Source organism: Desulfomicrobium baculatum DSM 4028 (assembly GCF_000023225.1).
Lineage (GTDB): Bacteria > Desulfobacterota > Desulfovibrionia > Desulfovibrionales > Desulfomicrobiaceae > Desulfomicrobium > Desulfomicrobium baculatum.
In genome coordinates this window covers 1,902,387-1,923,267 of record NC_013173.1, presented here as the reverse complement: position 1 = coordinate 1,923,267, position 20,881 = coordinate 1,902,387, and the positions used below count along the sequence as shown (strand labels likewise).

Sequence of the window (20,881 nt, the reverse complement as noted above, 5' to 3'; positions counted from 1 at the left end):
CCAAAGGCGGCAAAATTATTTCAGCAATCGGTTGATGATATCCTTGTATTTCTGTTCAATGACATGGCGCTTTTTCTTGAAGGAGTTGGTCAACTCTTCGCCGAGGGTGAACTCCTTGTCGAGAAAATGGATGTTCTGGAGCTTTTCGTAAGGCTTGAACCCTTTCTTGGCATTGAGGAGCTTGTTCATCTCTTCGCGCAGACGGTCGAGAAGCTGTTTGTCGCGCAGGGCGCCCTCTGTCTCTTCGAGCACCTGGTTGTACTTCTCCAGCACGAACTCGCGCAGCTTCTCCAGATCCGGGACGATAAGCGCGCCCAGGCCCTTCTTGTCCTGGCCCACGAGCACCGCATCCTGGACGAAGGGGAACATGGACAGGGTGGCCTCGATGTTGGTCGGGTCGACGTTTTCGCCGCTGGCCAGGACGATGATCTCCTTGGCCCGGCCGGTAATGACCAGTTCCCCGGTGAGGGTCAGCCGTCCGAGGTCGCCGGTGCGCAGGAAGCCGTCGGAGGTGAAGGCACCGGCGTTGGCTTCGTCGTTCTTGTAGTAGCCCTTGAAGACCTGCGCCCCGCGAACCTGGATTTCGCCTTCAATGCCATTGGGAACCGGCTCCCCCTGGTCATTGACGATGCGCAGTTCGGTTTCGCCCACAGGGGGGCCGATGGTGCCGAAGACGTCGCAGTTGAATCCGCGTCCGGCGATGCCTGGCGAGCATTCCGTCATGCCGTAGGCGTTGATGATGCGGATGCCGATGGCGTCGATCCATTCATCCAGATAGGGCGGCAGACTGCCGCCGCCGCTGATGGCGCCTTTCAGTCGGCCACCGAATTTTTCCTGCACGAGGACAAGTTTTTTCTTGGCCAAGAGGTTGGGCAGGAAGAGGAATATGTTTGAAACAAGGGCCTGCACCTTGTCCGCAAAGCGCACAGGCAAGGATTTTTTTTGGAACACGGGCAACTGGTCGCGCAGCACGCGAGCGTTGCGGCGGTAGGCGGCGGAAACCCGCACCAGCAGATTGAAGATCTTGGCTTTTTTGGGATCCTTCTTCTTCAGGCCCGTCGTGATTTTGGAATACAGGGACTCCCAGATGCGCGGCACTGTGGCGACCAGCGTTGGTTTGTAGGATTCCAGATCCGCGGCGAAGGTGCGGATGGAGGAGTAGACCAGACAGCTGCCGTTGGCGATGCCGATATATTCCGCCGTGCGTTCGAAGATATGCCAGGTCGGCAGAATGGATACCCAGACATCATCGGACTGCAGCCTGATGAGCGGAGGCAGGGTGCGCACGTTGTGCATGATGTTGGAATGGTCGAGCATGACCCCTTTGGGGGTGCCGGTGGTGCCGGAGGTGTAGATGATGGTCAGCACGTCCTCCGGGGAGATGCTGTCGGCAAGGCCCTTGAACCATTCGATCTCTTTTGGCTCGATGGAACGGTTTTCAAGCAGTTCCGCGTATGAGGTGGCCTTTTCGAACCAGGAGTGCTTTTCGGAGCTGGCGCAGATGAACACGCCCTTGAGTTTGAGGCTTTTGATCAGCGCCTGGCAATCCTTGTAGATTTTGTCCGTCTCGACGATTAGAAATTCGGCGTCCGAATGGTTGACGATGAATTCGATTTCACTCGGAGGCGTGTCGGTGCCGCGCGGAACGCTGACCGCTCCCAGGGCCTGCAGGGCCATGTCGGTGACGATCCAGGAGTAGCGGTTATCGGAGAGGATGAAGACCTTGTCGCCTTTGCGCACTTTGTTGGCCTTGAAAGCCCGGGCAAGGATGAGCACGTCCTCGAAGAATTTTTCGTAGGTGACCCTGAATTCGTCTTCGCCCACGCGGTAGATGAAAGCGAGGTTGTCGCGGTGCCGATCGCAAGTTTCCAAAAAGGTGTGGAAAAACGTGGGTGCAAAGGCCATTTTGATGGTCTCCCGGTATGGAAATGAATCCGATCGATAAAAACTTCTCCGGCAACGGGTATGCCAAACGGAAGAAGATGCCATGATCACGAAGCGGTAAGCATTGAATAAGTTAATGAATGTATGACAAGCCCGGTATCAAATCAAGGGTACGAATACGGGACTTCCAAGGCATTCTCTACTCTGCTATCGGCAAGCAAGACAGTCGTTTTCCTGCGCATTTATTGCATCGCCAAGCCTCGGGAGGGCTGATGATTCTCGACAAGACACCGTATTCCTTCGATCGCGTCGTGCGCATGGCCCTGGCCGCAGGACTGCTCTGGGGCGTCATCACGACCCTCGGGTACCTCAGCGACGTGCTCATCCCCTTTGCCGTGGCCCTGCTCCTGGCCTATATCCTAAATCCGTTGGTCTACCGCGTGCAGATGTTCGTGAAGAGCAGGGGGCTGGCCATAGGGTTGACCCTGTTTTTTTTCTTTGCCGTGCTCGGCGGGCTTTGCTGGATCGTCATCCCGCTCATGGGCCGCGAGGCGGCGCACATGGGTCGGCTCATTTCCGATCTGGTCAGCAACTCCAAACTGGCCGAGGAGGCCGCCAACCGCCTGCCGCCCGATGTGTGGCAGGCCTTGCGGGATTATTTCGACACGCCCGAAGTGCGGAATTTCTTTCGCACCGACAGTTTCATTTCCATGGCCCAGTCCACCCTGCGCAAGGTTTTGCCGGGACTCATGGGGATCATCAGCGGCACCTACAGCGTGCTCCTGGCTCTGGTCGTGCCGGCCGTGGTTCTTTTGTACCTGATCTTTCTGCTCATGGATTTCCAGAAGGTTCGGGTCGCCTGGAAAGAAATGATTCCGCCCCAGTACCGAGACAGCGTGGTGTCTTTCGTCGAGGAATTCGATGTGGCCATGAACCGCTATTTTCGTGGACAGACGACCATCGCGGGCATCCTCGGTATTTTTTTTGCCACCGGCTTCTCCCTGGTGGGTCTGCCCATGGGCATCCTGCTCGGATTCTTCGTCGGGCTCCTTAATCTCGTGCCGTATCTCCAGTTGATCGGTCTTATTCCGGCCGTTGTGCTGGCCGCCATCCACGCTCTCGAGACCGGCCAGTCCTTCTGGGTGGTCATGGGAATGACCGGACTTGTCTTCGTGGTCGTGCAGATCATCCAGGACGCTGTGCTCGTGCCACGCATTCTGGGCAAGGCCATGGGTCTGTCCCCGGCCGTGATGCTCCTGTCGCTTTCGATCTGGGGCAAGCTCCTGGGCATGCTCGGCCTCCTGATCGCCCTGCCCATGACCTGTCTGGTGCTGGCCTATTATCGGCGGCTGGTGCTGGCGCCTGCCGCGTCACGGTTGATTGTCAACCCAGGAGAGGAGGGTGGATCGTGAACATGCGGACCATGCGCGATTTTTTGAGGGATGACCTGCGGTTGCAGCTCGATTTTTCCCGCTCGGACCAGAATCGCGGCATCGCGCCGCCTCCGGTGCAGAAACCAGTCCGGGAGGGTCAGATTCGTATCCCGCTGCCGGGCGACCCGGCCACGGCCTTTGCCGGGCGCGTCGATCTGGTCCGCGCCTTGGCTGAACGCAAAAGCCATCGGGCCTGGCGCGATGAGCCGCTTCGTCCCGAAGAGCTTGGTTTTCTGCTCTGGGCTGTGCAGGGCGTGCGCAGGAAGGGCGGTCCGGCCAGTGTCTTTCGCACCGTCCCTTCGGCCGGGTGCAGGCATGCCCTGGAAACATACGTACTGGTCAACAACTGTAGTTCCCTGGAGCAGGGCGTGTACCGCTATCTGCCCCTTGACCACGCCCTGGTGCTGGAATCTGTGGCCAGCGCGGAGTTCACGGCCCGTCAGCACGAGGCCGTGCTCATGCAGACCTTTGTGACCAGGGCGCCCGTGGTCCTGGTCTGGGCGACCATTCCGTACCGCATGGAATGGCGCTACATGGAGGCCGCCCACCGGGTCATCGCCCTCGACGCCGGGCACGCCTGCCAGAACCTGTATCTGGCGGTGCAGGCCGTGGGCTGCGGCACCTGCGCCGTGGCAGCCTTTCACCAGCAGGCGCTGGACGAGCTCTTGGGCGTTGACGGGGAAGACGAGTTCGCCCTGTACCTGGCTCCCGTGGGCAAGGTCTGATGCCCTATGTTGCCTGGCTTGTCGTCCTGATCGTGCTCATAGCCGGGCCAGGACTATGGGCCAGACATGTGCTGGAGCGCTACGGCCGGGATGAATATTTTTCCGGCACCGGCATCGATCTGGCCCGGATTCTGGTGCGGGATCTGAATCTTGCGGGCGTGGGCGTGGAGACGACGGAGCTTGGCGACCACTACGACCCCAGGGACAAGGTTGTGCGTCTCAATCCCGCGAGCAGCGGCAAGCGTTCCCTGACCGCCGTGGTCGTGGCCGCCCACGAGGTGGGGCACGCCCTGCAGGACCAGTCCGGGGACGGACTGCTGCGTTTCCGCACCGGGCTGGTCATGTTCGGGATCTGGGCCGAGCGCATCGGGGCGGCGGCCCTCATGATCGCGCCGCTTTTGGGCGCGGCATTGCAGGTGCCCATGGTCGGCCGCCTGCTGCTGGTCGGCGCGGTATTCGTGCTCGGCATCCCGGTGGTCGTTCATCTCGTGACCCTGCCCGTGGAACTGGACGCGAGCTTCAACCGCGCGCTGCCGCTGCTCAAGACCGGGAAATACATTCCGCCCGAGGACGAAAGGGCGGCCCGCCGGATTCTGACGGCCTGCGCCCTGACCTACCTGGCCCAGGCCCTGGCCAGCATGTTCAACATCCTGCGCTGGGTCAGGCTTTTCAGGCGGTAGATTCCTTTCTGGACAATCCGGGTGATTCTCCCTACTAGTCGGGGCGTCCGAACAACCAACCCGCTTTCCCCAATCCATGGCACTCATCAGCGCAAGCAATATCTCCCTTTCATTTTCCGGCCCGCTCCTGCTGGACAACATCAGCCTGCAGATTCATGCGGGCGAACGCATCTGCCTGCTTGGCCGCAACGGCGAAGGCAAGTCCACGCTCATGCGCATCCTGTCCCGTGAACTTTCCCCTGATTCGGGCGAGGTCGGCCTCAGCAAGGGACTGACCACGGCATCCCTGCCGCAGGAGGTCCCGGCGGATCTGACGGGCACGGTCTATGACGTGGTGGCTTCCGGAGCCGGGGAGGCCGGGCTTTGCCTGGCGGCCTTGCGGCACGAGGGTCATGACGACGCCTGCGTCGACCCGGCGCTGCTCGCGCGGGCCCACCGCATGCTCGACGAGCAGGCCGGCTGGAGCCTGACCCGCAAGATCGACACGGTCATCACCCATCTGGGTCTGGACCCGGACGCGCAGTTCACTTCCCTGTCCGGCGGCGTGAAGCGCAAGACTCTCTTGGCCCGGGCGCTTTCCGGGGAGCCGGATATCCTTTTTCTGGACGAACCGACCAACCATCTGGACGTGGACTCCATCCGCTGGCTCGAAGAATTTCTGATCAAGCAGTCCCGGACCCTGTTCTTCATCACCCATGACCGCATGTTCCTGCGTCATGTCGCCAACCGCATCCTTGAATTGGACCGGGGCGTGCTGGTGGATTGGGCCTGCGATTACGACACCTTCCTGCAGCGCAAGGAGGACGTGCTGGCCACGGAGGAGACCCTGTGGCGCAAGTTCGACCAGAAGCTCAAGGAAGAGGAGATCTGGATCAGGAAGGGCATCAAAGCCCGCCGCACCCGCAACGAGGGGCGCGTGCGCGCGCTGCAGGCCATGCGCGCCGAGCGCAGTCAGCGGCGTGAACGAACCGGCACGGTGTCCATGCAGATTCAGGAGGGGCGCAAGACCGGGGGGCTGGTTCTGGAGGTCACGGACATCTCCTATTCCTGGGGAAGTGAGCCGGTCATTCGCAATTTTTCGGCCAACATCATGCGCGGCGACAAGGTCGGCATCGTCGGCCCCAACGGCGTGGGCAAGACCACGCTCCTGAAGCTGCTCCTCGGCGATCTCGCCCCCCAGAGCGGCAAGGTTCGGCAGGGCACGCATCTGGAGGTCGCCTATTCGGACCAGATGCGATCCCTGCTTGATGAGACCAGGACCGCGCGCGAAATTGTCGGCGAGGGCGCGGACTACATCGACGTGAACGAGAACCGCCGCCACGTCATTGGTTACTTGAAGGATTTCCTGTTCACTCCGGACCGGGCCCAGACTCCGGTGGGGCTCCTGTCCGGCGGGGAGCGCAACCGCCTGCTTCTGGCCAAGCTTTTCACCCGGCCCTGCAACGTACTCGTTCTTGACGAACCGACCAACGATCTCGACCAGGAGACCCTTGAGCTTCTGGAGGAACTTATCGGCGATTTTCCGGGCACCGTGCTCGTGGTCAGTCACGACCGGGAATTTCTGAACAACACGGTCACGTCCTGTCTGGTCTTCGAGGGCGAGGGGCGGGTGGTCGAGTATGCCGGCGGCTATGACGACTGGCTCTCACAGCGGCCCGAGACCCGGGAGCCCGAACCGCTTCCGGCCAAGGCGCAAAAATCCAGGTCTACAAAGGCGCGCAAGCTGACCTACAAGGAAAATCTGGAACTGGACGGCCTGCCCGGGCGCATCGAGCAGCTTGAGGCGGACATCGCGGCCGTGCAGGAACAGATGAACGACCCCGAATTTTACACCAACGATCACACTGTCGTCGCTGCCGCGGCCGTTCGGCTTGAGGTTCTGGAAACCGAACTGGACTCGCTCCTGACCCGCTGGGACGAGCTCGAAGAGCTGCGCAGGCTTTGCGAAGCGTAGACAAGGATGTTATGGATATCACTCTGACCACTCCGGCCCTGCTTTTTTCGACCCTGTCGCTCATCCTCCTGGCCTATACCAACCGCTTTCTGGCCCTGGGCAGCAGGATTCGGGCTCTGCACGACCGCTATCAGTCCAGTCACGGCAAGTCCCTGTTGGCCCAGATCGAGAGTCTGCGCCTGCGGGTCAACCTGATCCGTCTCATGCAGCTGTACGGGGTTTTGAGTCTTTTTTTGTGTGTTCTCTGCATGTTTTTTCTTTTTGCCGGGCTTGTGATCATGGGCAAGATCGTATTCGGATTGAGCCTTCTGTCCATGCTGGTCTCCCTGGGACTGTCCACGCGCGAGATCCACATTTCCACCCAGGCCCTGAACATCCAACTGGAGAGCCTGAGCCTCTCGCAGGAGGAAGATGATGCACGCTGACTTTGGTGAGTTTCGGGATTTCATTTGCAGAAAATGCGGCCTGTACGGAATGGTCGATGTCATCGGCATGGAGTTCGTGTACGATCCGGCCACAGGCGTTCTTTACGACGTCATCGACGACCCGGATGGACGGCGCCAGGGAGATCAGATCGTGTGCGATTGCGGGTGTGAATTTTTCGATATGCAGATCCATTCCAAGAGGGGCAAATGAGCGCGATGCGCTGCGTCCAAAACCCGCAGTCCATGCAGGAGTTGGGTCTTGAGTGGCGCAGGCAGGGGCTTCGCGTCGGTCTGGTGCCGACCATGGGCTATTGGCACGAGGGCCATCTGAGCCTGATGCGCTGGGCGCGCGAACACTGCGACCTGCTGGTGGCCTCCATTTTCGTCAACCCGACCCAGTTCGGTCCTGGCGAGGATCTGGAAAACTACCCCTCCGACACCAAGCGCGACTCCGCCCTGGCCGCCGAGTGCGGCGTGGACGTGCTCTTCACGCCCCGCAAGGACGAGATGTACCTTCCGGACCACGGCACCTGGGTCACTGTTCCGGAGTTGACGAAAAATCTCTGCGGACGTTCGCGCCCGGTTCATTTTCAGGGCGTGGCCACGGTGGTCTGCAAACTTTTCAATCTTGTGCAGCCGACCTTTGCCGCCTTCGGCGAGAAGGACTGGCAGCAGTTGGCCGTGATCCGCAAGATGACGCGTGAACTGGACATTCCGGTGCGCGTCGAGGGCAGGCCCATCGTGCGCGAGGCCGACGGGCTGGCCATGAGCTCGCGCAATGTTTATCTGACTCCGGAGGAACGGGCCGTGGCCCCGCATATCCAGAAGGGGCTCTGTCTGCTTGAAAGCATGATCCGGGCCGGAGAGGACGATTGCGCCGTGCTGCGCCGGGGAGTCATGGAGTATTACGCTGCGCGGATTCCTACAGGAGTGCTTGATTATCTTGAGCTGGTCGACCCCGAGCGTATCGAGACCGTGGATCATATCCGCACCGATGTTCTGGCCGCCGTGGCCCTGCGAATCGGCAAGGCGCGGCTCATTGACAACAAACGAATCAACTTAGAGAAATAAATGTCTTTACGTACCTTTTTGCAGGCTAAACTGCATCGCGCCACCATCACCGGGGCCGAGGTCGACTACGAGGGCTCCGTGGCCATCTGTCCCGACCTCATCCGTGCCGCCGGTTTTTATCTGAACGAGCGCGTCGATATCTACAATGTGGACAATGGAGAGCGACTCTCCACCTACGTCATTCTCGGCCAGAAGGGCGAGATCTGCCTGAATGGTGCCGCCGCGCACAAGGGCAGCCGCGGCCAGAGGGTCATAATCGCCTCCTATGTGCAACTGGCCCCCGAAGAGATCCCCGGCCACCAGCCCACCGTGGTCCTGGTCGGACCGGACAACGAAATCACCCGATCCTAGCGGAGAAAAGCATGAAGACCATAAGCGATTTCCTCCAGATGAAGAAGAACGGCGAGAAGATCGTCATGCTGACGGCCTACGATTATCCATCGGCCCGGTTGGCCGAGGAGGCCGGGATCGACATTGTGCTGGTGGGGGATTCGCTGGGAATGGTCGTGCTTGGCTACGATTCCACCGTGCCTGTGACCATGGCCGACATGATCCATCACAGCCGCGCTGCCCGGCGCGGGGCCAAGGGCACGTTCATGCTCACGGACATGCCGTATCTTACCTTTCAGATATCCCCGGCTCAGGCCATGGAGAACGCGGCCCGGCTGGTGCAGGAGGGCGGATGCGAGGGCGTCAAGATCGAGGGCGGGGAAGAGATCGCGCCGCAGGTCCGGGCCCTGGTCAAAGCCGGAATTCCGGTCTGCGCGCACATCGGATTGACCCCGCAGTCGGCCACCGCGTTGAGCGGCTACAAGGTCCAGGGGCGCACTGCCGAGGCGGCCACGAAGCTGCTGCACGACGCCGTGGCGCTTGAAGAGGCCGGCGCGTTCATGATCGTGCTGGAGTGCATCCCGGCGCAGGTCGCGGAGCTGATCAGCACGCGTCTCTCCATACCCACCATCGGCATCGGCGGCGGAGCGGCATGCGACGGACAGGTGCTGGTCTTTCACGACACCCTGGGCCTCTTTGAGCGGTTCGTGCCCAAATTCGTCAAGCAGTTCGAGACGCTTGGAGTGAAAGCCAGGGACGCGCTCAGCGTCTATGCCGATGAAGTCCGCAGCGGCACATTTCCTGATGCCGCGCATTCCTTTTCCATGAATGAAGAGCAGTTGCAGAAGATTTACGGCGACGTTCAGGGCTGACATCCGGCTCTGTTCGGTTTTCGTTTTTTTTGCTAGGGATGCACGCGGTGTGAAGATTCACGATCAGCCGCGAGGAGATGAGCATGCCCAACATCATTCGCCCCAATATCAATCGGCGACAGTGGCCGCGTCACGAAAAGAAATATCTGGTGCAGATATCCACGTCGCTGCAAAGCGGGTACAGCCCGGCCACGGTGTATAATTTCAGTCGCGGGGGCCTGTGTTTCGTCCATCCCGAACCACTGGACAAGGGGAGCGGGGTCATGGTCCGCCTGCCGCAGGATCTGGTGGGCCTGGCCCGGGACGTGAAAGCCAAAGTCACATGGTGCGTGCCTTCCAGCCAGGGAGGCTACTCCATCGGTATCCGGTACGAAGAGCCGCTGCTCTGGACCAGATACGAATAAGGCCCCGCAAAGGGCCTTTTCCATTTTGGGGCTTCGCGGATTTTCTAGGATTCGGGGATGCGCAGCTTCAATATGGCCATAAGGCTCACCGCGAACAGGGCCGCGCCAAAGAGCGTGAAAGACAGGGCGAAACTGAACCGCTCCCCGCTCCAGGCCAGCACGGCGGGAATGAGTCCGGCCCCGATTATGGACGTGCATGTGACGGTCAGGGACACGGAGAGGTCGCCCGTGGCCTTGGGGCAGACCAGGGCCAGGACCGCGAATCCCACCGGGAAAAAGCAGACCACGAAGATGGGCTGCAGGGTCAGCATGGTCACGGTCCACCACAGCGGGCCGTATCCGGCCAGCAGCGTCGTCAGCCCCGTGCCCAGCAGGCAAAGGGCCAGAGTGCGGCGATAACCGATGCGCCGGATGATCCACCCCGTGGCGGGCAAAAAGGCAAGGGACGCGGTGCGCGAACACCCCAGGATGATGTTCGCCATTTCCCGGGTTGTTCCTTTTTCCATGACCAGAAAAGCGGGCACAAGATTGTAGATGCCTATTTCCACGCCCACGGCCAGAACAAAGAGCAGAACCATGATCCAGAAGGCCGGCCTGGTTACGATGGTCTTTATGTTGCCAAGCACGGGAGCCATGCCCGGCCGCACGGTGCGCCGACCGCGCAGGGCGTACACTGCCGCCAGAATCAGGCATGCAACTCCGAGCAGGCGGAAAAGGGCCGCATAGCCCAGGGATTTCATGAACAGTTCGCTGATGAAGGGCGCTGCGATAAAAGCCAGGTTCGGGGCCAATTCGTGGATGGAGAAGGCTTGTCCCCAATAAGCCGGAGGCGTGATCTCGGTGATTGTCACCACGCCTGATGGCATGTACAGGCCCGCTCCAATGCCCATGAGGGTGATCCAGATCGAAAAGCCGGTAAAGGTGTCGCTCCCGGCCAGGCCCAGCAGGCCGATGCCTATGCCGATCACGGACGCGACGATGGTGCCCTTGTGTCCGAGGCGCTGGGACACGAAGCCCGCGCACAGGACGGAGATGCTGTATCCGGCTGCCAGACAGACAAAGAGGTTGGCGCTGGCGGCAAGGCTGCGGCCAAGATGTTCGCTGATGGGTAGCAGCAGGGGGCCGAACATGGTCCGCGCCAGAAAATTGGCCAGAAAGACCGTTGTCAGCAGCGCCAGGGCCGGCAGGACCGGGGTGAAGGGCAGCGGGGGAATTTTTTTCGGGTCTGGGTTCATAGCTTAACAACCGTGAGGAAACTCTGTATTTGCCCAATTGGCGTAAAGGGTTTTTCCGATACGTCCATTGAATCGTGAAAGCAACATCAACCAGGAGGTACGTGTGCCGCGCTTTTTTATGGGGCTTCTCTTCGTCCTGACCAGCGTTTGGTGCGCACAGGCTGCGGATTTGAGCGATCAGATCCAAAAGCGATATGATACATTGCAGTCTTTTAGAGGGTTTTTTCTGCAGAAGCTGACCAATGCCTCCAGCCACGAAGTGCAGGAGCGGCTTGGCAGCATCACCTTCAAACGCCCCCGCTTCATCCGCTGGGAAACGACCAGCCCCGAGAATGAGCTGCTCATCATCGGGCAGGACACGGTCTGGGAATATTTTCCCGCAGAGGAGACTGTCTACCGCTACTCGGTGGAGCAGGTTTTAAGTTCCAAGACCATGATCCGTTTCCTGTCCGGCGAGGCCAACCTGAAGGACGACTTCATCGTGCAGGATCTGGGCGCGGACGGGGATTTCAGGCATTTGAAGATCATCCCCAAGGAGCCCGAGCCCAATCTGGTCGAGGGAGAACTCTGGGTCCGGCCCGGCCAGGATATGCTGGAGAAGATCAAGCTGGTGGATTTCTTCGGAAATATCAATGAATTGGAACTGACCGGAATTGAGATTGACGTGCCCGTGGAAGACAAGGAATTCACCCTGGTGCCGCCCAAGGGCACGGACGTGATCGAAGGGCTTGTCGGAGAGTGAAAAAGAGCGGAATGAGAAAGGGATAAGTCCTTATTCTGGGTGCAACAATGGAAAAGCCCCCGATCATAACGATCCGGGGGCTTTTTTGCGGCTTTGAAAAAGCGCCGGGTGGATCCACCTCGCGCCGGGGGAGTTACTTGAGCGTGCCTACGGGAAATCCGGCGCCTTTCCACCCGAAGATGCCGCCGGGGAAGCGGTATACGTTCTTGTAGCCGAGCTTCTTGGCCCACACCGCGCCGTTATGGCTGCGGGTGCATTTGACGAAACCACAGTAGACGACGATCGTCTTGTCCTTGTCGGGCCCAAGCATGGCTTCGAAGTCGGCCTGGGATTTGCCGCCGGTTTCCTTGTCGTCCCATCCCTTCATGTCCGGGATGGGGAAGAGAAACTGCAGGGCGCCGGGCACATGCTCCTTCTTGTAGCTGTCCTCGTAGGGCATGGTGTCGATGATGAGCATGTCTTTGCCCGCATCGATCATCTTCTTGAGTTCGGCCGCCGTGACCAGGTCGTAGCCGCCGGCGGTGGTGTCGCGGAAAAGCTTCACGGCTTCGGTTTCCTTGGTTGTTTCGGCCTCGAATTTGGAATCGAAGAGGGCAAAAGAGGGGCTGGCCAGAAGCAGGCAGCACAGGGTCAGGGCGAGGGTGGCAATTTTCTTCATGCAGTTTCTTCCTTGAAAATAAAGGTTTTTATGGATTCGTATTTCGTTGCGAGAGAATCCGGGCGCACGCCCAGCAGCTTCCGCCACGCATACAGTATTGCCGCGCATCCGAGCATGATCAGATCCCGCCGCAGTGCTCCCCGAATTCCGGCGTAGGCCTCGCCTTCGGGGTCGCCGGGTCCGTAGCAGCCGCAGTCGATGTCCAGGCCCATGTGCAGCCCGTAGCCGAGGACAGCGATGAACATGAGAATCATGAGGGTGATGAGGCCAAGGCTGCCCCGGATGTCGAAGATGAGGGCCACCGCGCCGATGATTTCGACGACAGGCAGCAAAACGGCCACGGGCAGGACCAACGGCCCCGGCAGGATGCCGAAGGCGTCAATGGTCACGGCAAAGGTCATGGGGTCCAGAATCTTGATGATTCCGGCCGCGAGGAAGGACAGGGCCAGTCCGATCCGCACGAAGGCGTAGGACCAGGATTTCCAGTATATTGGGATCATGGGGAAACTATCTGACCCGAGGCGGGCCTGCGGTCAAATCGTTCTTTTAAATCAGAAGATTGGGCATGGATTGAAATTGCCGATGGTTGTGCGGGGGGCTGCCGGGTTTCAAACGGATTGTGGGCGTGCAGGGGGCAAGGGGCGATCTGCTGCCTTCATGCTTTGCAAGTCCCGGTTATGGACTGGCCAGGGTGGGCGCTTTCAGCACGATGGGGGCTATGTGCTCCGCGAAGTCGCAGGGGGCGTGGAAGGTGGTCCATTCTCCGCTGTAGGGGTGATAGAGGCCCAGTTGGCTGGCGTGGAGCAGCAGGCGTTCGCCGGGCCTCTGCTCGCCGTAGAGGTTGTCGCCCAGGATGGGATGGCCAAGGCTGGCCATGTGTACGCGCAGCTGGTGGGACCGGCCGGTATGCGGGCGCAGGAGGACGAGGGTGCTTTCCCCGTCGCTTTCAAGCACCTGATAATCGGTCAGGGCCGGTTTGCCGGTGTCATGACAGACCATCTGCATGGGGCGGTTGGGCCAGTCGCAGATGAGCGGAAGGTCGACCTGTCCGGAGTCCTCGCTCATCACGCCTTGTACCCGCGCCAGGTAGAGCTTGCGGGTCAGGCGGTCTTGAAATTGCTGACGCAGAATCGTTTCGGCTTTGCGCCGGGTGGCCACGACCAGCACTCCGGAGGTGCCAAGATCCAGCCGGTGCACGGCCTGGGCGCCCCGGTGGATTTCGCGCACCCGTGACAGGACCGAGTCGAACAGCTCCGGGGTGCGGCCGGGCACGGAAAGGAGGCCGCTCGGCTTGTTGACCACGACCATGTCCCGGTCTTCGTGGATGACGGCCAGCCTGGGCTCGGTCGGAGGATCGTAGCGCAGCGGTTCAAGAGACATTGCTGGCCGCTTTGGCTGTCCGCTTTGGGCGTCGGCGGATCCCGGAGCAGGAGAAATGGCGCCGGGTTTTCACTGCAGAATTTCCGGAGACTCGGCGCTGGGTTCAAAGACGCCAAGCTGGTCGAGTTGCCAGCCCACATCCTTGCCGATCATCTTCTTCTTGCGCACGGTGATCCACCAGAGTCCCTTCCATTGCCAGCCGGGGATGGACATGACGTAGGTGGCCTGTCGTTTCAGGGACCGGGCAATGAGCTCGATGGTCTCCTCCTGACGTTCCTGCGCAGTGAGGCCTGTGCGCCGTTCAAGGGTGGCGCGGCCTTGCAGGTGCAGCCCGAGCAGATCCGTCAGCCTCGATCCGGGAAAGCTCTGGATGAAGGCTCCGGGCACGGCCGGCAGGGTGTGCGCGTCGGGAGCGTTGGTTGTCGTCACGCCGGTCTTGTCGTCGTAAATCGTGACCAGTTCCACGAAGTGCTTGCCCATTCCGTAGTAGAAAACCAGATAGGTTTTCTCGGTCGTGTTTTTCCAGGTCCGGCAAAAGAGGGTTTGCTCCTTGGAGGCGATCTGAAAGTCGAACATGACATCGTCGTCGAACCCGTGTTCGCGGGCCCATTCTTCGGCCTGACGTAGCGGCTGGCGCAGTTCCTGATCCGAGGGGACGTGGGAGCGCGGGGCCATCCGCTCCCGGGGAGAGGCCAGCGCATCGACGGTGATGCGCATGATCTTGATGGACAAAAACCAGGCCCCGATAAGGACGCCCAGCAGTACGAAAGGCAGAATGGTCATGAGTTCCCCGCGACAAGGATGTCGTGTTTTCGATTATGCGGGACTTTGCATCAGGCCGTCCACTTCGTCCAGGACCAGGGGCAGGATACCGTCCACGATGCGCTCCACGCCACCAGCATTGGGATGCAGTCCGTCTTCAAGAAGTAGGGCCGGATTTGTTATAACCCCTTCCAAAAAAAAAGGGTACAGAGGCAGCCCGTATTTTTGAGCCAGCTCGGGGAAAACTTTTTCGAACTCCGTTCGATAAGCTTCTCCCCAATTGACCGGAGCGCGCATTCCGGCCAGTATTACTCGGGCTCCGGTGTCAAGGCATTCCTGAATCATGGCGTCGAGGTTCTCGCGCATGAAGACCGGATCCAGCCCGCGCAGGCCGTCATTGGCGCCGAGTTCAAGGATGATCAGGTCCGGCTTGTCCTGCAGGGACCAGGCCAGGCGTGTCCGCCCGCCGCTGGTGGTGTCGCCGGACAGACCCGCGTTGGTGACCCGGACTTTTCGTCCCTGGCTCAGCACCCGCTCCTCCAGTTGGGCGGCGAAGGACTTGGAGGGAGGCAGGTTGTAGCCGGCGGTCAGGCTGTCCCCGAAGGCGAGGATGTGTATCTCGGGCCCCGCGCACGCTCCGCGGACCGGACATAACAATATGAGGGCCGCGGCCCAGGTGATACTCCATATAAGGATCGACGACATGAATGTTTCCTCTTCTGTTGTGCTCAGTGACGTTCATTTGACGCTAACCGCCGGCTCGGGGCCGGTCAACATCCTGAACGGCATCAATCTGCGGGTGGGCCAGGGCGAGACCCTGGCCGTGGTCGGTCCCTCCGGTTCGGGCAAGACGACCATGCTCATGCTCATGGCCGGGCTTGAGCGGCCGACTTCCGGTCAGGTGCAGGTGGCCGGGGTCGATCTGACCGCCCTGAACGAGGACGCGCTGTCTCGCTTCAGGCGCGAGCATCTGGGCATCGTCTTTCAGGCCTTTCATCTCATCCCGACCATGACGGCTGTTGAAAACGCGGCCCTGCCCTTGGAATTCGCCCATCATCCAAAGACCAGAAGCCGGGCTCTGGAGGCGCTGGAACAGGTCGGGCTCGGCCATCGCGCCGGACATTATCCTTCGCAGCTTTCCGGCGGCGAGCAGCAGCGCGTGGCCCTGGCCCGCGCCTTTGCCGCGCGGCCGCGGATCATCCTGGCCGACGAGCCCACGGGGAACCTTGACGAGGAAACCGGGGCGCGGGTCATGGAACTGCTTTTTACGCTGCAGGCCGAAGAGAACGCGACCCTGATCCTGGTCACCCATGACCGCTCCCTGGCCAAACGCTGCGACCGGGTGGCGACCATGCACTCCGGGCGCATGGAGGCGTGATGAGCACCAAGGACATGCGCCTGGCCCTGACTCTGTGCCGCCGGGAGCTGCGGGGCGGCCTGCGCGGCTTCGGCGTCTTTTTGGGATGCCTGTTTCTGGGCGTCCTGGCCATCAGCGCCGTGGGTTCTCTGGGGCGCGCCCTGGAAGCGGGTCTGGCCGGTGACGCCAAGGCCATCCTGGGCGGGGATGTGAGCGTGAGCCTCACCTCGCGGGACCTGAGCGAGGCTGAAGCGGCATATCTCGGCGGCTTCGGTGATCTGAGCCGGACCCTTTCCACGCGGACCATGGCCCGCGCGGAGACAGCCGCGCCGGAACAAGGGCGCTCCGTGCTGATCGAGTTCAAGGGCGTGGACGCTCTTTACCCCCTGTACGGCCGCATGGAGCTGGAAGGCGGCGGGGAGGTGCAGGAACTGCTTGCGGTCCGTGACGGTTTGCCCGGGGCCGTGGCTGACCGGGCCCTGTTCACCCGCCTCGGACTGGCCGTGGGGGATGAGATCCGTGTCGGCGAAGTGCGTTTCGCCTTGCGCGCGGTCATCGAGCGCGAGCCGGACCGCGTGGTCGAATTTTTCAGCCTGGGGCCCCGTCTCATGGTTTCCGCCAGCGCCTTTGGGCAGACCGGCCTGACCCAGCCGGGCAGCCTTTTCCGCACCGAGTACCTGCTGCGTCTGCCTGGCGGGGGCGCCGAGCAGGCGGTCAGCCGCATTCGCGCTGATAATCCCGATTCAGGTTGGCGGGTGCGCGATTACATGCACGCCGCCCCGCGCATCCGCACGGTGCTGGAGCGCCTGAGCGTGGACCTGACCCTGATCGGACTCGGCGCGCTGCTGGTCGGGGGCCTCGGCATCGCCGGCGGGGTGCGCGGGTACCTGGGCGGGCGGCTCAACCACATGGCGGCCATGAAATGCATGGGTGGATCGAGCAGGGTGCTGTTCGTTTCATACCTGGCGCAGGTTCTGTTCCTGGGCTTTGTCGGAGCCTGCGCCGGGATCCTGGCCGGGAGCCTTGTGCCCTGGCTGGCCGGGCGATTCTTTTCCGACGTCCTGCCCATCCAGGTCCGCAGCGGAATTTACGTCGCCCCCCTCCTACAGGCCGCCCTCTTTGGGCTGGTCACGACCTTGGCCTTTTCCATGCCGCCCCTTTTTCGCGCGGTCATGGTGCGGCCTTCGGGTATTTTCCGGGGATACGTCTCGGCCGACATGGCGCGCATCCCGCGGGCCGCGATCCTGCCCACGGCCTGCGCCTTTGCCCTGCTGGCGCTTATGGTCTTCTGGTTCGCAGGCAACACCAGGCTCTCGGCCTGGTTCGTGGGCGGCACCATCATGGCCTTTGTGCTGTTCAAAGGATTGGCCCGGGTCATTCGCTGGCTGGCGGGCAAGGCGCCACAATTGCCCTGGCCCAGCGCCCGCATCGGCGTGGCCAACATCCATCGTCCCGGCTCGCCGGGCGTGAGCCTGGTCTTTGCCCTGGGCTTCGGGCTCACGGCCCTGGTGGCCGTGGTCATGGTCAATTCCAGCCTGACCAGGGCGCTGACCGCCGAATTGGCCGAGGAGGCCCCGGATTTTTTCTTCATGGACATCCGCCCCGATCAGGTCGAAAGGTTTCGCGCCCTTGCCCTTGATACCCCCGGCGTTTCGCGTCTGGACCTGCGCCCCATGATCCGGGGGCGCATCGTGCGCATCGGTGACACGCCCGTGGAGAATGCCACCGTGGCCGAGGACGTGTCCTGGGCCGTGCGCGGTGACCGGGGCCTGTCGTACAGCGTGGATTTTCCGGCCGGCAGCACCCTTTTGCGGGGCGAGTGGTGGCAGGCGGATTATGCCGGCCCTCCGCTCATTTCCCTGACTTCCGACCTGGCCAAGGGCTTCGGGGTGGACCTTGGCGACACCTTGACCGTCAATGTGCTCGGCCGCAACCTGACCGGAACCATATCCAGCATCCGCGAGGTCGACTGGCGGACCCTGGCCATGCAGTTTGCCATCATCTTTTCTCCCGGAACTCTTGACGGCGCACCGCAGACCTGGCTCGGCGCGGCCTACGGCGTGGACAACGAAGAGAGCCTTTACGCCCGCACCACGCAAGCCTTTCCGGAGGTGGCCGTGATCACCATCCGCGAGGTGCTCGACAACGCGGCCCTGATTTTGACCCGCACGGTGCGCATCTTTCAGGTCATGGCCGGCGTTGCCCTCCTGGCCGGCTTTCTGGTGCTGGCCGGAGCCTTTTCGGCGGACCAGCACCGGCGCATCTACGACAGCGTCATCTACAAGGTCTGCGGGGCCACTCGGCGCGACATCCTGGCCATTCTCGTGGCCGAATTCTCCCTGGCCGGGCTGTTCACGGGCCTTGGCAGTCTGGCGTTGGGTACGCTCACGGCCTGGGGCGTGGTCCAGGGCCTTTTGCGCATGCAGTTCAGACCGGACCTCGCCATGGGCATTTTGACCGTACTGGTGGGTGTCGGGGTGTCGCTGTGCATGGGCTTGCTTGGCACATGGCGCGTACTGGGCCGCAAGGCGGCTCCGTTTTTGCGCAACGAATGAAGCGGGTGACGTTTTTGCGCACAGGTGCGCCTTTTTTTGCACATTACCGACTCTTTTTCGCAAGGATATGATTTTAAAGCGGTGTCCTATTTTAAGAACTCGAAATAGAAAGGATTGTTCGGTGGTTACTTGATCATATGCAGATAACATACGTGCCTATTTCATTCTTCCTGCCTCAGATTGCCTAATATAAGTTTGCATTATTGTTCAATTTATTTTAGCATTTTTGTGAGTAAATTTTGAGAATCCATTCATTGCAGTAAGTAGAATTTCAACTCACGTAGTCAGGAGGCGTCATGTTTCGTTATCTTGCGGCGGCACGGAGAATTCTCTCGCTGGGCACGGTACTGTGCCTGACGGCATTCGTCGGACTAGGTTACGCGGCCCTTGCTGATCTCGAAGGCACGCAAGGGCACGCACCGACGGACTCCCTTTCCGCCCTGGAAGGAGATGCCGGGCATGCCGGGGCCGCCGCTCCTGATGACGGAATAGTCTGCCAGCCCGGGGCTCCGTGCCTGGAAGCGGCCACGCAACTGCCGCTGCGTATTCTGCCCCGTCCCTTTTCCGCCATGTACCGCGAGGCGGTGGCCAGCGAGGACGGCATCGTCCAGGCCAATGTTCCCGCCTTCAAACCCCTTTATGTCTTTGACCGCCAGGGCCTTGATCTGAGCCAGGCTGCTGATCCGCGTGGCTGGTACCAGGTCGGTCCCTCCAAGTCCGAGCCCGTGGGCTGGATGCAGGCCAAGGATGTGCTCGAATGGCGGCAGGCCCTGCTCGTCTCCTACACCCATCCCGGCAACCCCCTTGAAGGGCGCAGGCCCGTGCTCATGTTCAACGACCGCGCCGCCCTGGAAGCCGTGGTCGACGACATGGACATGGCCGGTAAGGCCAAGGGCATCTACGCGGCCATCGACGGCGGCAACATCCCGGACAGCGTGGTCAGCATGGAGCCGCAGCGTTTTGTCGACATCACCCGCCAATTTTACGTGCTGCCCATCCTGCAGTGGTCGCAGACCAGGATCGACGGCGATGACGTCCGCCTCCTGCAGCTTGCTGCCGCCGTGCCGAACAGCCGCGGGGCCGACACCCTCGCAAGCCCGGACTATCTGGAGCAGGCTCAGGTGGGCCGTGCGGCGGGCGGGGCGGTCATGCGCGACGTGAAGACCGATGTGGTTTTCGTCATCGACACCAGCCGCAGCATGCAGCCCTTCATCGACATGACCCGCGAGGCCGTGGCCGGGATGACCAAAAAAATCAGCGCCGAAACCGCCGATCGCTACCGTTTCGGTCTGGTGGTCTTCCGGGATTCCCTGGAAGCCGCGCCGCAGCTTGAATACGTGACCCGCAACCTCACCCCCGAGCTGGTCCCGGGCGAACAGCTCGTCGATCTGCTGGAAAAGGAAGGCGGGGCCACGGCCGTCGGTAGCGTGGACTATGCGGAAGAGGCCTTTGCCGGCGTGGACGAGGCCCTGCGCTCCAAATGGCGCGAAGGGGCGCTGCGCTTCGTCATCTTCATCGGTGACGCCAGTTCGCATCCCAAGGGCCATCCCCAGAACACCAGCGGCAAGGACGAAACCGATCTGCGCCGCGAATACGACGACGCCCAGGTGCACCTTTTCGCCATCCATCTGCAGGATCCCCGCGCGGCCGAGGATCATCCCCGCGCCCTGGCCCAGTTTTCCCACCTCTCGCGCGTGCGCGGCGATGCCGAGAGTTCCGCCATCAAAGAGGTCAACGCTTTCGAGGAGCAGCAGTACCGCGATCTGGTCGAGCATCTGACCGGCCGCATCAATGCCCTGCTGGGCCAAACCATGGGCGGTTCCGCCGGCGCCGATCCGGCGGGCGCGGCTCCGCTTGAGGAGTTCGACAAGCTTTGGGAAGCGGCGCTCATCGAATACGTCGGCAAGGAAGCGACCCCTCCGAAGGACATCGTGGCCTGGACTCTGGATCGTGACCTGATCAACCCCGCCGACCGGGCGCTCGACGTGCGTGTTCTGGTCACGCGCGAACAGTTGTCTTCCCTGGCCCAGTCCCTGGATCAGGTCGTGCAGGCGCTGATGCGCGCCCAAGTCACCCAGGGACAGTTCTTCGAGGCCCTGCAGAGCGTGTCCGGGCAAGCCATGAAGCGCCCCGACGACATCGGCGGTGCGGCCACCCTGGCCGAATCGGGCCTGCTCCCGGCCTTCATCCAGAGCCTGCCCTACAAGAGCGACATCCTGTCCCTGACCGACGACATGTTCGCGAGCATGACGGCGGAGCAGCGCTCGCAATTGGAGTGGAGCGTCTTGGCCAAGCTCGATCAGTACCGCACCATCAACGAGCAGGTCGACGCCTGGTTCCGCTTGAACGACACGGACCCGGACCAGGATCTGGTCTATCCGCTGCATCTCGATTACCTGCCGTAGGCGGGATGA

21 protein-coding genes are annotated in these 20,881 nt (G+C 61.4%); 14 read left to right on the top strand and 7 right to left on the bottom strand.

From position 1 onward, the window contains the following. Positions 1 to 15 precede the first annotated feature (15 nt). Positions 16 to 1,905 carry an AMP-dependent synthetase/ligase gene (locus tag DBAC_RS08475; protein ID WP_015773873.1) on the bottom strand — a complete coding sequence of 630 codons (1,890 nt, stop codon included), beginning with the start codon at positions 1,903 to 1,905 and terminating at the stop codon, positions 16 to 18. Positions 1,906 to 2,156: 251 nt separating this feature from the next. On the opposite strand from DBAC_RS08475, the gene DBAC_RS08470 reads away from it, so the two are divergent. The 10 genes from DBAC_RS08470 (at position 2,157) to DBAC_RS08425 (ending at position 9,778) form a co-directional block, all read left to right on the top strand. Beyond that, entirely contained in the window at positions 2,157 to 3,296 is a 1,140-nt protein-coding gene (locus DBAC_RS08470) for an AI-2E family transporter (RefSeq protein ID WP_015773872.1), read from the top strand. 2 nt (positions 3,297 to 3,298) lie between these two features. Further along, a complete protein-coding gene (locus DBAC_RS08465) occupies positions 3,299 to 4,042 on the top strand; it encodes a SagB/ThcOx family dehydrogenase (RefSeq protein WP_143891053.1) in 744 nt (247 codons plus the stop codon). Further along, entirely contained in the window at positions 4,042 to 4,722 is a 681-nt protein-coding gene (locus DBAC_RS08460) for a zinc metallopeptidase (protein WP_015773870.1), read from the top strand. The genes DBAC_RS08465 and DBAC_RS08460 overlap by 1 nt, the downstream gene beginning before the upstream one ends. Positions 4,723 to 4,798: 76 nt before the next feature. After that, the gene (locus DBAC_RS08455; protein ID WP_015773869.1) at positions 4,799 to 6,676 is read left to right on the top strand and encodes an ATP-binding cassette domain-containing protein; all 1,878 of its coding nucleotides are present in this window, start codon (positions 4,799 to 4,801) and stop codon (positions 6,674 to 6,676) included. A gap of 11 nt (positions 6,677 to 6,687) precedes the next feature. After that, on the top strand, positions 6,688 to 7,101 hold the full coding sequence (locus DBAC_RS08450; RefSeq protein ID WP_015773868.1) for a DUF2721 domain-containing protein: 414 nt from the start codon (positions 6,688 to 6,690) through the stop codon (positions 7,099 to 7,101). Further along, the gene (locus tag DBAC_RS08445; protein ID WP_143890860.1) at positions 7,088 to 7,312 is read left to right on the top strand and encodes a hypothetical protein; all 225 of its coding nucleotides are present in this window, start codon (positions 7,088 to 7,090) and stop codon (positions 7,310 to 7,312) included. The genes DBAC_RS08450 and DBAC_RS08445 overlap by 14 nt, the downstream gene beginning before the upstream one ends. 5 nt (positions 7,313 to 7,317) lie before the next feature. Beyond that, positions 7,318 to 8,172 carry a pantoate--beta-alanine ligase gene (gene panC / locus DBAC_RS08440; RefSeq protein WP_043812185.1) on the top strand — a complete coding sequence of 285 codons (855 nt, stop codon included), beginning with the start codon at positions 7,318 to 7,320 and terminating at the stop codon, positions 8,170 to 8,172. Then, a complete protein-coding gene (panD, locus tag DBAC_RS08435; protein WP_015773865.1) occupies positions 8,173 to 8,523 on the top strand; it encodes an aspartate 1-decarboxylase in 351 nt (116 codons plus the stop codon). 11 nt (positions 8,524 to 8,534) lie between these two features. Further along, a complete protein-coding gene (gene panB, locus DBAC_RS08430) occupies positions 8,535 to 9,374 on the top strand; it encodes a 3-methyl-2-oxobutanoate hydroxymethyltransferase (RefSeq protein WP_015773864.1) in 840 nt (279 codons plus the stop codon). 83 nt (positions 9,375 to 9,457) lie between these two features. Continuing rightward, a complete protein-coding gene (locus DBAC_RS08425) occupies positions 9,458 to 9,778 on the top strand; it encodes a PilZ domain-containing protein (RefSeq protein ID WP_015773863.1) in 321 nt (106 codons plus the stop codon). Positions 9,779 to 9,822: 44 nt separating this feature from the next. Here DBAC_RS08425 and DBAC_RS08420 read toward each other — a convergent pair whose 3' ends face one another. Beyond that, positions 9,823 to 11,013 carry an MFS transporter gene (locus DBAC_RS08420; RefSeq protein WP_015773862.1) on the bottom strand — a complete coding sequence of 397 codons (1,191 nt, stop codon included), beginning with the start codon at positions 11,011 to 11,013 and terminating at the stop codon, positions 9,823 to 9,825. A gap of 103 nt (positions 11,014 to 11,116) precedes the next feature. Between DBAC_RS08420 and lolA the strand changes: the two genes are divergently transcribed. Beyond that, positions 11,117 to 11,755, top strand: a complete 639-nt coding sequence (lolA, locus tag DBAC_RS08415) for an outer membrane lipoprotein periplasmic chaperone LolA (RefSeq protein WP_015773861.1) — start codon at positions 11,117 to 11,119, stop codon at positions 11,753 to 11,755. Between the two features lie 133 nt (positions 11,756 to 11,888). On the opposite strand, the gene DBAC_RS08410 is transcribed toward lolA, so the two are convergent. From DBAC_RS08410 to DBAC_RS08390, 5 genes are all read right to left on the bottom strand, one after another. Next, positions 11,889 to 12,413 carry a rhodanese-like domain-containing protein gene (locus DBAC_RS08410; protein WP_015773860.1) on the bottom strand — a complete coding sequence of 175 codons (525 nt, stop codon included), beginning with the start codon at positions 12,411 to 12,413 and terminating at the stop codon, positions 11,889 to 11,891. Continuing rightward, positions 12,410 to 12,913, bottom strand: coding sequence for a MauE/DoxX family redox-associated membrane protein (locus tag DBAC_RS08405; protein WP_015773859.1), 504 nt, complete (start codon positions 12,911 to 12,913; stop codon positions 12,410 to 12,412). Before DBAC_RS08405 ends, DBAC_RS08410 begins: the two co-directional genes overlap by 4 nt. A 175-nt stretch (positions 12,914 to 13,088) precedes the next feature. Beyond that, positions 13,089 to 13,793, bottom strand: a complete 705-nt coding sequence (locus DBAC_RS08400) for an RluA family pseudouridine synthase (RefSeq protein WP_015773858.1) — start codon at positions 13,791 to 13,793, stop codon at positions 13,089 to 13,091. Positions 13,794 to 13,862: 69 nt separating this feature from the next. After that, positions 13,863 to 14,576, bottom strand: coding sequence for a hypothetical protein (locus DBAC_RS08395; RefSeq protein WP_015773857.1), 714 nt, complete (start codon positions 14,574 to 14,576; stop codon positions 13,863 to 13,865). Between the two features lie 33 nt (positions 14,577 to 14,609). Further along, positions 14,610 to 15,260 (bottom strand): arylesterase, encoded by a 651-nt coding sequence (locus tag DBAC_RS08390; RefSeq protein ID WP_015773856.1) that lies wholly within the window; start codon positions 15,258 to 15,260, stop codon positions 14,610 to 14,612. On the opposite strand from DBAC_RS08390, the gene DBAC_RS08385 reads away from it, so the two are divergent. The 3 genes from DBAC_RS08385 (at position 15,259) to DBAC_RS08375 (ending at position 20,872) form a co-directional block, all read left to right on the top strand. Continuing rightward, a complete protein-coding gene (locus tag DBAC_RS08385) occupies positions 15,259 to 15,933 on the top strand; it encodes an ABC transporter ATP-binding protein (RefSeq protein WP_043810724.1) in 675 nt (224 codons plus the stop codon). The two genes, DBAC_RS08390 and DBAC_RS08385, sit on opposite strands and share 2 nt — an antisense overlap. After that, complete coding sequence (locus DBAC_RS08380) at positions 15,933 to 18,467, top strand: ABC transporter permease (protein ID WP_015773854.1); 2,535 nt, start codon at positions 15,933 to 15,935, stop codon at positions 18,465 to 18,467. Before DBAC_RS08385 ends, DBAC_RS08380 begins: the two co-directional genes overlap by 1 nt. Positions 18,468 to 18,763: 296 nt before the next feature. Beyond that, a complete protein-coding gene (locus tag DBAC_RS08375) occupies positions 18,764 to 20,872 on the top strand; it encodes a vWA domain-containing protein (protein WP_015773853.1) in 2,109 nt (702 codons plus the stop codon). Positions 20,873 to 20,881 lie beyond the last annotated feature (9 nt).